We start from the raw sequence: 11982 nt of genomic DNA on the forward strand, positions 1-11982 counted from the left end.
CACCGGCTTCTGGGCCGGAAACTGGCGCGGCCAGAACCGTCAGGGGCATCCCGCCTCAGCTGCTTCGTGCTGCGGCGGCCGTGCCGCCTTTGCCCGGGCGACCATTGCAACGCTGACGTCATCACCTGAGCAGACCATGGTCCGGCCGCCGCCGTCGCGGCGGATCATCCAGAACACACTGCGGTCAGGAGCAATCATGTCGATCGTCCCTGCCACGGCGGTTCCACGGGGAGGCAGCACCTCGACGTCGTCTCCCCGGCCCAGCCTGGACCAGTCGGGGACCTGTGCCGGGGCGGCCACGCGGGCGGGCCCGCGCCTGGCGGCGATCCTGCGAAGCGGGCTGCGCTGGTACATTCCGGGTCCCGTTCCTGCTAGAAGTTTCCGCCGTCGGCCTTGACGGCCAGCACGGGACGGTCGGCCTGCATCAGGATCTGCTGCGCGTGGCTGCCCAGGATGAACTTGCCCACCTGGGTGCGGTGCCGCAGTCCGATGACGATGAGCGAGGCATCCACCTCACGCGCAACGTCGAGGAATTCGTCCGCGAGGTCGTGCTGGTACGGCGGCTGGATGACAGTTGCCTTGATGCCCGCGGCCGTAGCCCGGGCAGCTGCCTCCGCCAGCACGTCCTCGGGGGCGACCGACTTGTCCACCAGCGCACCCTGGCGGGCCGAGTTGACGATGAACAGTTCCTGGTTCCGCAGCTGCGCCTCCGCGATGCCTGCGGTGAGGGCAGCCTCCCCGGCAGGCGTGGGGACGAACCCGACGATGATGCTCATACCTTCTCCTTGATGTTGTTGGCGCCGTCGTTGTTGGTGCCGTCACCGGCGGAGGCGGATGCCGCCGTCGTGCCCTTGCGCTTGGCCATTGCGCTGCGGATGCCCGGCATCAGTGCCACCAGGACGAAGACCGCCAGCAGGGTGGCCGAGATGGGCCGGGTGAAGAACCCGGTGGGGTCGCCGTCAAACACCAGGAGCGAACGGCGGAGGGAGCTTTCCAGCAGCTCGCCCAGGACGAAGGCCAGGACCAGCGGGCCGGGTTCGAACCCGAACTTCTTCATCAGGTAGCCCACCACCCCGAAGACCACCACGAGGGTCACATCGAACATGCTGTTGTTGATGGTGTAGGCACCCAGCAGCGTGATCAGCGCGGTGATCGGGGCGAGGATGGCGGCGCGGACGCGCAGGATCCGCACGAAGATCCCCACCAGGGGCAGGCTCATGATCAGGAGCAGGATGTTGCCGATGTACATCGAGTTCACCACGCCCCAGAACAGCTCCGGCTCCTGCTCCACGAGCTGCGGGCCCGGGGTGACGCCCTGGATCAGCAGCGCGCCGAACATCAGGGCCATGGTGGCGTTGGCGGGGATGCCCAGGGTCAGTAGCGGAATGAACGACGACGTGGCTGCCGCGTTGTTCGCCGTTTCAGGGCCGGCCACGCCCTCGGGCGCACCCTTGCCGAAGCGTTCGGGCTGCTTGGCGCGCTTCTTTTCCATGGCGTACGAGGCCATGGAGGCGATGGTGGCACCGCCGCCGGGAAGGATGCCGAGGAAGAACCCGAGCACGGAGCCGCGGCCGATGGCGCCGGAGGCATGCTTCAGTTCGGCCTTCGAGGGCCAGACGTTGGAAACCTTCGACGGCGCTTTGGCGGCGCGGTGCCGCTCCTCCAGGTTGTAAAGGATCTCGCCGAGGCCGAAGATGCCCATGGCGATCGGCACGAAGTCGATGCCGTCCGCCAGCTGGATGCTGCCGAAGGTGAAGCGGCTCTCGCCGGTGAAGATGTCGCGGCCCACGGTGGCCAGCAGGAGGCCCACCGACGCGGCGATCAGCGCCTTGGCTTTGGACCCGCCGCTGATGGTTGCAACGAGCAAGATGCCCAGCATGGCCAGCGCGGAATACTCGGGGGGCCCGAAGTCCAGGGCGAAGCCTGCCACCAGGGGCGCCAGGAAGGTCAGGCCAATGATGGCCGCCGTGCCGCCGATGAACGAACCGATTGCAGCCAGGCCCAAAGCGGTTCCGGCCTTGCCTTGCCGGGCCATCTGGTACCCGTCAAAGACGGTGACAACGGATGATGCTTCGCCGGGGAGCCGCAGCAGCACCGACGTGATGGTGCCGCCGTACTGGGCCCCGTAGAAGATGCCCGCGAGCATGATGATGGCCGTCACCGGCTCAACGCCGTAGGTCAGGGGCAGCAGGATGGCGATGGTGGCGGCCGGTCCCAGGCCCGGGAGCACGCCGATCAGCATGCCGATGACGACGCCGACCAGGCAGTACAGGAGGTTCATCGGTTCCAGGACGACCGAGAAACCGTTAATCACGGGATTAAGGAAATCCACGGTGGTCTCCTAGAAGAGGTGGGGAATGGAGGTGCCCAGGGCCAGGATGAAGATCGCGTAGAACGCAACCACCACCAGGACACTGACCAGGATGGTTGATCGCCAGGTTTCGCCGCCCAGGAACTTCATCCAGATGACGCACAGGACCAGGGCGGGGATTTCGAAGCCGATCAGCGGCATCAGCGCAACCATCGTGGCGAGGGTGGCCAGGCCAATCAGCGGGGCGAAGGACATCCGGGTGAATTTCTCGGCGTCCCGGTTGTGCCGGCCCAGGATCAGCTGGAAGAGCCCGAGGGCCACCATCACGCAGCTGGCCATGAAGGGCCACAGTCCGGGCTGCGGGGCCGACAAGGTGCCCAGGCCCATGGCCACCGAGAGGACCAGGGCGCCGATGCCCACACCGAGCACCACCAGAGAGGACGCAGCGTTGGCCAGCGGCCCGGCAGCGGGAGGTTTTTCCTCTTCCCATTGAGCGGCGAGCTGCTCCGGGGTGAGCGCCTCGGGCAGTTCGTTGGGGGCGTCCCCGCCGGGCGTAACGGCGGTGCTGCCGTCACGCCCGGCGGATACTGCTGGAGTTGTCTCCATGGTTCTTACTTGTTTCCGCCGAGGCTGATGTCGTACTTCTCCACCAGCTCCTTGTACTTCTCGGCGTAGCCCTTCCACTCAGTGACCACTTCCTCGCCGCTGAGCTCCTTGGGCGTCAGCAGGTTCTTCTTGTTGAACTCCTTGTAGGCATCGGTCTTGAAGGTGTCCTGGAAGGATGCCAGGAGTTTGTCCTTTACCTCCTGCGGGGTGCCCTTGGGCGCTGCCACCGCACGGTACTGGGCGACGGGGACGTCGTAGCCGGCCTCCTTGGCTGACGGCACATCGGGCAGGAAGCTGTTGCGCTCTTCGGAGAAGACGAGCAGCGGGGAGACCTTTCCGGCTTCGATCTGCGGCATGGCCTCACCGAGCTGGATGGTGGCCAGTTCCACCTGGTTGCCCAGGACGGCCGTCAGTGCGGGCTTGCCGCTGTCGAAGGGAACGTCGGTGCCCTTCACGCTGGCCTGCTTGAACAGGACAGTCTGGGCCAGCTGGCTGCCGGTGCCCACACCTGTGGTGCCGAACGTGACGTTGCGGCCGGCGTTGGTGACATCCTCGAAGCTCTTGAAGCCTGACTGCTGACTGGCCACGAGGACGTAGTCGTCCTGTGACAGCCCGGCAATGATGTCCAGGTCATCAATGTTCACGGCTTCATCGGCGCTGACAGCCAGCGGGGTGATGGTGATCAGCGATGCGGTGAGCAGCACCAGCTCCTGGCCGTCTGCGGTCTTGCCTGCCACTTCCTTGGTGGCGAGGGCTCCGTTGGCGCCGGGCTTGTTGACCACCGGCATGGGCGAACCGAGTGTCTTGGTAGCCCCTTCAGCCAGGGCGCGGGCGATGAGGTCGGTGCTGCCACCGGCCGCCTGGCCGACGGTGAGCGTGACCGGACCGCTGGGGTATTTGGACGAGTTGCCGGCCGCGGCGCCGCCGCCGACGTTGCCGCCGCATGCCGTCAGGGCCAACAGCGTGACAGCCGACGCGGTGCCGAGGATGGCGCGGCGGGTGGGGAAGTGCTTCATTGGAACTCCTCATTAAGTCTCCGGGTGGGGCCCGGAACAATCTGTGAATCGGGTCACCCCGCTCGCTTTGTCGAGTGTAGGGAGCGGTTATGATGCCTGTCTAAGCCCATATCTGCATCATTTGATACCCGGAAGGCATCATGTTTACTTTCGACCAGCTGGCCGGCTTCATCGCCGTGGCCGAGGAACTCCACTTCGGGCGCGCCGCCGAACGGCTGAACATGACGCAGCCGCCGCTCAGCCGGCAGATCCAGAAGCTGGAAAAGATTGTCGGGGCCGAGCTGCTGGAGCGGGACAACCGGAAAGTCACCCTGACCTCGGCCGGCGAAGCCTTCCTGGACGAGGCCCGGCGGCTGATGGCACTTGCCGAGCGGGCCCCCGTGACGGCCCGGCGGATCGCCTCCGGACGGTCAGGTGTCCTGCGGGTGGGGTTTACGGCAGCCAGCGGCTTCAGCATCCTGGGCCCCCTTCTGGGGGAACTGGCGGCCATCATCCCGGACGTGGACATCGACCTGCAGGAACTGGTGACTGGCGAGCAGCTCAGCGGCCTCCTCACCGGGGAACTCGACCTGGGGCTGGCCCGGCCGCCGTTCGACAGTGGGACCTTCGATTCACACCTGCTCTACCGCGAGTCCATGGTGATAGCGGTACCGGCCGGCCACCCTCTGACGCTGTTGGCACGGGACATCACGGCCGAGGACTTCAAGGACGAGCCCCTGATCATGCACTCCCCCACCCAGGCCCGGTATTTCTACGATCTGGTGGTGCGGATGCTGCCCATCCGCCACGCCAACGTGGCGCACACAGTCAGCCAGATCCTCACCATGGTTTCGCTGGTGGCCGCCGGCCGAGGCCTTGCCTTCGTCCCCCACTCCGCCACCCTGCTGGGCATCAAGGACGTGGAGTTCCTGCCGCTCGAGGCCGGGCGCGGGGAGGAAGTGGAACTACATGCCCTGTGGAACCGCAGGATCACCAACCCCGCTCTGGCCAGGCTGCTGCGCGATCTCGAATTCGCGATGGAGTGATCCTCCGGGGCTGGCCTCCCAGCCCGAGTTGCCACTCCGGCGCATGCGGCATGATGATGCAACAAAGGTATCAATACATATAAAAATACACTTAGACAGGCATCGGCGGCGCTCCTACGCTGGGAGGGACTCATCAGCCTGCCGCCTTCGCGGCGCACACACCCGGAGGACCACACCGTGGCAAAGTACACCCCCCAGGAACTGGCGGACACTCTCAAGGAAGGCCTGCTGTCCTTCCCCGTGACGTCGTTCGACGCCAACCTCCAGTTCGATGAGGAGAACTACCGCAAGCACCTGTCCTGGCAGGCAAGCTTCCCCGTGGCCGGCCTCTTCGCCGCCGGCGGCACCGGCGAAGGCTTCTCCCTGACACCCGCGGAGTCCGAGCGCGTGGTCCGCACCGCCGTCGACGAAGTGGGCAGCCGCGTTCCGGTCCTGGCCTCCGCCGGCGGATCCACCGCCCAGGCCATCGAAAACGCCCAAGCCGCGGAAGCTGCCGGCGCCGACGGCATCCTGCTCCTGCCGCCGTATCTGACCGAAGCCGACCAGGCCGGCCTGGTGGAGCACGTCAGCGCCGTCTGCCGCGCCACGTCCCTCGGCGTGATCATCTACAACCGTGCGAACGCCATCTACAAAGACACCACGGTGGCCACCCTGGCGGACCGCCACGACAACCTCATCGGATTCAAGGACGGTGTGGGCGACCTCGAGCACGATGCCCGCGTCTACGCCAAGCTCGGCGACCGGCTCTTCTACCTCGGTGGCCTTCCCACCGCCGAAACCTTCGCGCTGCCCCTGCTGCAGCTGGGCATGAGCACCTACTCCAGTGCCATGTACAACTTCGTTCCGCAGTTCGCCCTGGACTTCTACCAGGACGTCCGCAACCAGGACCGCGCCGCCGTGAACAAGAAGCTGAACGACTTCGTCATCCCGTACCTGGACATCCGCGACCGCGTGAAGGGCTACTCTGTCTCCATCGTCAAGGGCGGCCTGGACGCCATCGGCCGCTCCGCGGGACCGGTGCGCACGCCGCTGCAGAACCTGGCGCCGCAGGACCTCGCGGACCTTAAAGCCCTCATCGCCACCGTTTCCTAGCCGTCACCGAAGACACAGGAGCAATTCATGACCCTCACCGGACATTCACTCATCGCCGGCCGGACGGTTGCCGGCGAAGGCAAGACCACATTCGGCTTCAACCCCGCCACCAACGAGGCCCTCAATCCCGCCTACACGCTGCTCACCGAAGAACAGCTCGCCACGGCCACCACGGCAGCGAGGAAAGCTTTCCCCTCCTTCAGCACCTTGGACCCGGAAACCCACGCCTCCTTCCTGGAGTCCATCGCCGACAACATCGAAGCCATCGGCGACGAACTGCTGGTCCGTGCCGGCCAGGAAACCGGCCTGCCCGCCGCACGGCTCACCGGCGAGCGTGCCCGCACCACCGGCCAGCTGCGCCTCTTCGCCGCCGTGGTCCGCCAGGGCGACTTCCGCGGCGTCCGCATCGACCCCGCCATCCCGGACCGGGCCCCGCTGCCCCGCGCGGACATCCGCCAGCGGCAGATCCCGCTGGGCCCGGTGGCCGTGTTCGGCGCCAGCAACTTCCCGTTGGCGTTTTCAACGGCGGGCGGCGACACCGCCTCGGCCCTCGCCGCCGGCTGCCCCGTGGTCTTCAAGGCCCACAACGCCCACCCCGGCACCAGCGAACTCGTGGGCCAGGCCATCAGCAAAGCCGTCCAGGACAACGGCCTGCACCCCGGCGTGTTCTCGCTGATTTACGGCCCGGGCTCCAGCATCGGCCAGGCCCTCGTGGCAGACCCCGCCATCAAGGCCGTCGGGTTCACCGGATCGCAGTCCGCCGGCATCGCCCTCATGAAGACCGCTGCCGCGCGCCCGGAACCCATCCCGGTCTACGCCGAAATGTCGTCCCTGAACCCTGTCTTCGTCTTCGACGGCGCCCTCGCCGGCAGTCCCGAAAGCATCGACGCCCTCGCGTCCGCCTACGTCACCGCCGTCACCGGCAGCTCCGGGCAGCTCTGCACCTCCCCCGGCCTGCTTTTCGCCCCCGCAGGCGAGGCTGGCGACAAACTCGCTGCAGCCGTCGGACGCGCCGTGGCAGCCAGCGCCGGGCAGACCATGCTCACCGCCGGCATCGCTGGGTCCTGGAATACCGGCACCGAGGCGCTCGGCGCAGCGGACGGCGTCGAACTCATCGGCCAGGGCACCCCTGGGCCCACCGAAAACGCCCCCGCACCGGCGATCTTCGGCACCGGCGTTGACCAGTTCACCACCAACCACGTCCTGCACCAGGAAATTTTCGGCGCAGCATCCCTGGTGATCCGCTACACCGGCACCGAAGACCTGCTCCGGGCAGCCGCCCGGATCGAGGGCCAGCTCACCGCGTCCCTGCACCTGACCGAAGCTGACTACGCGACGGCGGCGCCGCTGATCCCCGTCCTCGAACAGAAAGTGGGCCGCATCATCGTCAACGGCTGGCCCACCGGCGTCGAAGTTGGCCACGCCATGGTCCACGGCGGCCCCTTCCCCGCCACCTCCGACACCCGCACCACCTCGGTGGGAACCCTCGCCATCAACCGCTTCCTCCGCCCGGTCGCATACCAGAACATCCCTCAGGAACTGCTGCCGGCACCCCTGCAGGACGCCAACCCCTGGCACCTCAACCGCCGCATAGACGGCGACGTCGTGGCAGCACCCGAGAAGGCTGAGGTGGGCGCATGAGCGGCCAGCCCACCATTGCCGGCGTTGAGGTAGTACCTGTCGCGGGGCACGACAGCATGCTGATGAACCTCAGCGGCGCCCACGGCCCGTTCTTCACCCGCAACGTGGTCATCCTGACCGACTCCGATGGGCGCACCGGGCTGGGCGAGGTACCTGGCGGCGAAAAGATCCGCACCACCATCGAAGAGGCCGGTGCACTGCTCAAGGGCAAGCCGGTGGCCCGGTACCGCTCGCTGCTGCGCGACGTTGCGGCGGAGTTCGCGGACCGCGACGCCGGCGGCCGCGGCCTGCAGACCTTCGACCTGCGCACCACCGTCCACGCGGTCACAGCCGTCGAATCGGCCCTGCTGGACCTGCACGGCCAGTTCCTCGGCGTCCCCGTCGCGGAACTGCTCGGGGACGGGCAGCAGCGCACCTCGGTGCCCATGCTCGGATACCTCTTCTTCGTGGGCGACCACCAGCGGACGGACCTGCCCTACCTGGTGGAGGAATCGCCGTCGGACCGCTGGGAGAAGCTGCGCCGGCAGGAGGCCATGACGCCGGAGGCAGTGGTAGCCCTGGCCGAAGCCGCCCAGGAACGCTACGGCTTCAGCGACTTCAAACTCAAGGGCGGCGTCCTTTCCGGCGACGACGAGGTGGACGTGGTCACGGCCCTGGCCAAGCGCTTCCCGGACGCCCGGGTCACGCTCGATCCCAACGGCGGCTGGCTCCTCGACGACGCCATCCGGCTCGGCAAGCGGATGCAGGGAGTGGTGGCATACGCCGAGGATCCGTGCGGCGCCGAGGGACGCTTCTCCGGCCGCGAGGTCATGGCGGAATTCCGCCGGGCCACCGGCCTGAAGACGGCCACCAACATGATCGCCACGGACTGGCGCGAGATGTCCCACGCCATCCGCAGCAACGCCGTGGACATCCCGCTGGCGGACCCGCACTTCTGGACCATGCACGGCTCGGTCCGGGTGGCGCAGCTGTGCAACGAGTTCGGCCTCACCTGGGGCTCGCACTCCAACAACCACTTCGACATTTCGCTGGCCATGTTCACCCACACAGGTGCCGCTGCGCCGGGTGAAATCACCGCCCTGGACACGCACTGGATCTGGCAGGACGGCCAAGGCCTGACCAAAAGCCCGCTGCAGATCAAGGGCGGCGCCATCGAGGTCCCGGCCGCACCCGGGCTGGGCATCGAGCTGGACCGCGAAGCGCTGGACAGGGCGCACCAGCTGTACCGGGAGCACGGACTGGACGCCCGTGACGACAGCATCGGCATGCAGTACTACGTCGACGGCTGGTCCTTCGATCCGAAGCGGCCCTGCCTGGTCAGGTAGGACCGCGGCAGCAGCCCCGGACCGGGAGCGCAGCTGCCACAAATTTGGGGCCCCTTTTGTTCTGCTCGCCGGACACAAAAGGGGCCCTCCCCATGCCTGTCCCCTAAAGTAATTGAGTCGCTGTGGCGCACCCCACATTCCCCAGCCCCACAGCCGGCAGACAGATCTATCCCGAAGGAAATACTCAATGGTGTCTGTGGACAATGCCGTCACGGACGTGGCCTCGGCCACGAAGAAGTTCTTCAAGCGCGTACTGCCCATCATGTTGGTGATGCTGGTCTGCAACCAGCTCAACCGCTCCAATATCGGCTACGCGCAGGACCACTTGCAGGCCGACGTGGGCATCGGCGCCGCGGCCTACGGCTTCGGCGCGGGCCTGTTCTTCATCGCCTACGCCATCTTCGAACTTCCCAGCAACGTGATGATGGAGAAGTACGGCGCCAAGATCTGGCTGACCAGGATCATGATCAGCTGGGGCATCGTCTCCTTCCTGATGGCCTTCGTGCAGAACGAGACCATGTTTTACGTCCTCCGTTTCCTGCTCGGCGCTGCGGAGGCCGGGTTCTTCCCCGCTGTCATCTTCTATTTCGCCCGCTGGGTCCCTGCCGGGCAACGCGGCAAGGCCACCGCCATCTTCATCGCCGGTTCCTCCGTGGCCGCGGCGATCTCCGGTCCCGTTGCCGGTGGCCTCCTGAGCCTGCAGGGTGTCCTTGGCCTCCGCGGCTGGCAGTGGCTGTTCGGTTTCGAGGGCGCGCTGTCCGTCGTGGTGGGCATGGCCGTGTTCTTCGTCCTGGACGCCGGCATCAAGGATGCCAAGTGGCTCTCCCCCGCCGAGAAGGCCGCGCTCACGCAGGCCATCAGTGACGAGGACGCCCAGCACGCCCCCGCCGAAGGCGACGAGACAGGCGACGGCGCTGCCGCCGGCGCTGTCGCCAGCGGCAAGCTAAACCGCTGGAAGATGCTGCTGAACCCGCAGATCCTGCTGCTGTGCGGCATCTACTTCTCCGTGCAGCTCTCCATCTACGCCAACACGTTCTGGCTGCCCAGCATCATAAAGCAGATCCCCGGCACCACGGACCTGGCTGTGGGCTTCCTGTCCTCCATACCCTGGGTCTGCGCCGTGTTCGCGATGTACTTCGCCGCCAAGATGCAGGACAAGGCAAAGTCCAAGAAGCCGCTCCTGGTGGCGGCACTGCTGGTGGCGGCAGTGGGCACCTTCGCGGCCGCCATTGCCTCACCGGTTCTGGCGCTGGTGTTCCTGGCCGTCGCCGCCATGGGCTTCAAGAGCGCCTCGCCCCTGTTCTGGACCATCCCGCAGTCCGGACTGCACCCGTTGGTCCTGGCCCCGGCCATCGCCATCATCAACTCGCTGGGTAACCTCGGCGGCTTCGTGGCGCCCTTCGGCTTCGGCATCATCAAGGAGCAGACCGGCAGCGTGGTCCCAGGCCTGTTCGCGCTGGCCGCCGCGTCCACCATTGCCGCCGGCCTGGTCTACTTCCTGAAGGAGCGCCGCAGCGGAGGGGACGCCGTCGTGGATTCTGCGAACCCTTCAGCAAAGGCAGCGGAGGCAGCCGAAGCGGTTCCCGCCCGCGCCTGACGCTTAGCACAGTCCAAATCGCTGGAACGGTGCGGGAACGCCGAAACAAATCAGCGTCCCCGCACCGTTCCAGCGTCCCCGCGTCCAGTTGGCTCCCCCGGGTACGGCCTACGACGGCGGCAGGCGGCTTAGCTTCCCGCGATCACCAGCGCCACGCTGTGTCCGCCGAAGCCGAACGCATTGACCAGACCGGCCCGGGGAGAGCCGGCAGCCAGTGCAAGGGCGGTGTCGGTGACGACGTTCAGTTCCACCTCGGGGTCCAGCGCCTCCACGTTCAGCGTCCCGGGAAGTTGCCCGGTGCGGAGCGCTTCGAGAACCACGACGGCGGCAAGGGCACCGGCGCCGCCCAGCAGGTGGCCGGTGTGCCCCTTGGTGGAGGTCACGGGCACCTCGGTGCCGAAAATGGCGCTGATGGCCTGGCCCTCGAGCCGGTCCCCCACAGGGGTGGAGGTGGCGTGGGCGTGGACGAAGCCGATGTCCGCCGGTTCCATCCCGGCCGAAGCCAGCGCCTTTTGCATGACGCGGCGCTGCATGGCCGGGTCCGCGGCCACGATGTCGTTCGCGTCGGAGGTCACTGCACCCCCGGCCACTTCGCCGAGGATTGCGGCGCCCCGGGCGCGGGCGTGGCCTTCGCTCTCCAGCACCACCATCCCGGCCCCTTCGGAGAGCACGAAGCCGTCCCGGCCGCCGTCGAACGGCCGTGACGCTTCCGCCGGATCCCCCGGGCGCGTGGACAGCGCGCGGATTTGAGAAAAGCCGCTGATCACGAGGTCGTTGATCGAGGCGTCCACGCCGCCGGCAATCACGACGTCGGCGGCACCGGAGCGGATCATCTCGGCTGCTTGGACAATCGCCTCAGCCCCGGAGGCGCAGGCGCTCACGGGAGTACGTGCGCCGCCGCGGGCACCGAGGTCGATGGACACCCAGGCGGCGGGTCCGTTGACCATCAGCCGGGTCAGGGTGTGCGGCGAGACCTTGCGCGGGCCGGATGCCGCCAGCACCCGGTCCTGCTCGATGGTGGAACCCAGCCCGCCGTACGCGGAACCGATCACCACGGCGAAACGTTCCGGGTCCACTTCAGGGGCGCCTGCCTGGGTCCAGGCTTCGCGGGCGGCGATGAGCGCCAGCTGGCCGCACCGGTCCATGCGCTTGAGTTCCCGGGTGCTGAGGTGCTGGGAGAGGTCCGCGGACACCTGTCCGGCGATCTTGACGGGCAGCTGCCCGGCCCAGTCCCCGGTCAGCGCGGTGATGCCCGATTTCCCGGCGAGCAGCGCCTGCCAGGTATCCGCCACGGAGGCACCCAGCGGGTTGATGGTGCCGGCGCCGGTAACGATGGCGCGCGGCTGGGCCGTGGTGGGTTCCGTCATTG

The 11982-nt window shown here is 67.3% G+C and carries 11 protein-coding genes; 5 read left to right on the forward strand and 6 right to left on the reverse strand.

Going from position 1 to position 11982, the window contains the following annotated elements; genetic code table 11:
• Positions 1–39: 39 nt before the first annotated feature.
• From OVA06_RS16770 to OVA06_RS16790, 5 genes are read right to left on the reverse strand one after another with little or no spacing between them, the layout of a single operon-like run.
• A complete protein-coding gene (locus tag OVA06_RS16770; RefSeq protein ID WP_056082847.1) occupies positions 40–354 on the reverse strand; it encodes a hypothetical protein in 315 nt (104 codons plus the stop codon).
• A 17-nt stretch (positions 355–371) separates the two neighbouring features.
• Positions 372–776, reverse strand: coding sequence for a universal stress protein (locus OVA06_RS16775; protein ID WP_015935582.1), 405 nt, complete (start codon positions 774–776; stop codon positions 372–374).
• On the reverse strand, positions 773–2332 hold the full coding sequence (locus tag OVA06_RS16780; protein ID WP_056082850.1) for a tripartite tricarboxylate transporter permease: 1560 nt from the start codon (positions 2330–2332) through the stop codon (positions 773–775). Before OVA06_RS16780 ends, OVA06_RS16775 begins: the two co-directional genes overlap by 4 nt.
• A gap of 9 nt (positions 2333–2341) precedes the next feature.
• Positions 2342–2917: a tripartite tricarboxylate transporter TctB family protein gene (locus OVA06_RS16785; protein ID WP_056082852.1), complete on the reverse strand. Its 576-nt coding sequence runs from the start codon at positions 2915–2917 to the stop codon at positions 2342–2344.
• Between the two features lie 5 nt (positions 2918–2922).
• Positions 2923–3933: a tripartite tricarboxylate transporter substrate binding protein gene (locus tag OVA06_RS16790; RefSeq protein WP_056082855.1), complete on the reverse strand. Its 1011-nt coding sequence runs from the start codon at positions 3931–3933 to the stop codon at positions 2923–2925.
• Between the two features lie 140 nt (positions 3934–4073).
• Here OVA06_RS16790 and OVA06_RS16795 point away from each other — a divergent pair, with 140 nt between their 5' ends.
• The 5 genes from OVA06_RS16795 to OVA06_RS16815 all read left to right on the forward strand — a co-directional run bounded on the left by OVA06_RS16795 (position 4074) and on the right by OVA06_RS16815 (position 10613).
• Positions 4074–4958 carry a LysR family transcriptional regulator gene (locus OVA06_RS16795; protein WP_268159850.1) on the forward strand — a complete coding sequence of 295 codons (885 nt, stop codon included), beginning with the start codon at positions 4074–4076 and terminating at the stop codon, positions 4956–4958.
• A gap of 177 nt (positions 4959–5135) precedes the next feature.
• On the forward strand, positions 5136–6050 hold the full coding sequence (gene kdgD, locus OVA06_RS16800) for a 5-dehydro-4-deoxyglucarate dehydratase (RefSeq protein ID WP_056082860.1): 915 nt from the start codon (positions 5136–5138) through the stop codon (positions 6048–6050).
• 27 nt (positions 6051–6077) lie between these two features.
• Positions 6078–7691, forward strand: coding sequence for an aldehyde dehydrogenase (NADP(+)) (locus OVA06_RS16805; RefSeq protein ID WP_268159852.1), 1614 nt, complete (start codon positions 6078–6080; stop codon positions 7689–7691).
• Positions 7688–9016, forward strand: a complete 1329-nt coding sequence (locus OVA06_RS16810) for an enolase C-terminal domain-like protein (RefSeq protein ID WP_056082865.1) — start codon at positions 7688–7690, stop codon at positions 9014–9016. Before OVA06_RS16805 ends, OVA06_RS16810 begins: the two co-directional genes overlap by 4 nt.
• A 187-nt stretch (positions 9017–9203) precedes the next feature.
• Positions 9204–10613: an MFS transporter gene (locus tag OVA06_RS16815; protein WP_268159854.1), complete on the forward strand. Its 1410-nt coding sequence runs from the start codon at positions 9204–9206 to the stop codon at positions 10611–10613.
• 128 nt (positions 10614–10741) lie between these two features.
• On the opposite strand, the gene OVA06_RS16820 is transcribed toward OVA06_RS16815, so the two are convergent.
• Positions 10742–11980, reverse strand: a complete 1239-nt coding sequence (locus tag OVA06_RS16820) for a beta-ketoacyl-[acyl-carrier-protein] synthase family protein (protein WP_268159856.1) — start codon at positions 11978–11980, stop codon at positions 10742–10744.
• Between the last annotated feature and the right edge of the window lie 2 nt (positions 11981–11982).

The sequence above is a fragment of the Pseudarthrobacter sp. SL88 genome, assembly GCF_026672455.1.
GTDB lineage: Bacteria > Actinomycetota > Actinomycetes > Actinomycetales > Micrococcaceae > Arthrobacter.

Excerpts from the sequence above, each read along its gene's own strand:
- OVA06_RS16770 (WP_056082847.1), bottom strand. The coding sequence starts at position 354 with ATGTACCAGCGCAGCCCGCTTCGCAGGATCGCCGCCAGGCGCGGGCCC.
- OVA06_RS16775 (WP_015935582.1), bottom strand. The coding sequence starts at position 776 with ATGAGCATCATCGTCGGGTTCGTCCCCACGCCTGCCGGGGAGGCTGCC.
- OVA06_RS16785 (WP_056082852.1), bottom strand. The coding sequence starts at position 2,917 with ATGGAGACAACTCCAGCAGTATCCGCCGGGCGTGACGGCAGCACCGCC.
- OVA06_RS16790 (WP_056082855.1), bottom strand. The coding sequence starts at position 3,933 with ATGAAGCACTTCCCCACCCGCCGCGCCATCCTCGGCACCGCGTCGGCT.
- OVA06_RS16795 (WP_268159850.1), top strand. The coding sequence starts at position 4,074 with ATGTTTACTTTCGACCAGCTGGCCGGCTTCATCGCCGTGGCCGAGGAA.
- OVA06_RS16805 (WP_268159852.1), top strand. The coding sequence starts at position 6,078 with ATGACCCTCACCGGACATTCACTCATCGCCGGCCGGACGGTTGCCGGC.
- OVA06_RS16810 (WP_056082865.1), top strand. The coding sequence starts at position 7,688 with ATGAGCGGCCAGCCCACCATTGCCGGCGTTGAGGTAGTACCTGTCGCG.
- OVA06_RS16815 (WP_268159854.1), top strand. The coding sequence starts at position 9,204 with ATGGTGTCTGTGGACAATGCCGTCACGGACGTGGCCTCGGCCACGAAG.
- OVA06_RS16820 (WP_268159856.1), bottom strand. The coding sequence starts at position 11,980 with ATGACGGAACCCACCACGGCCCAGCCGCGCGCCATCGTTACCGGCGCC.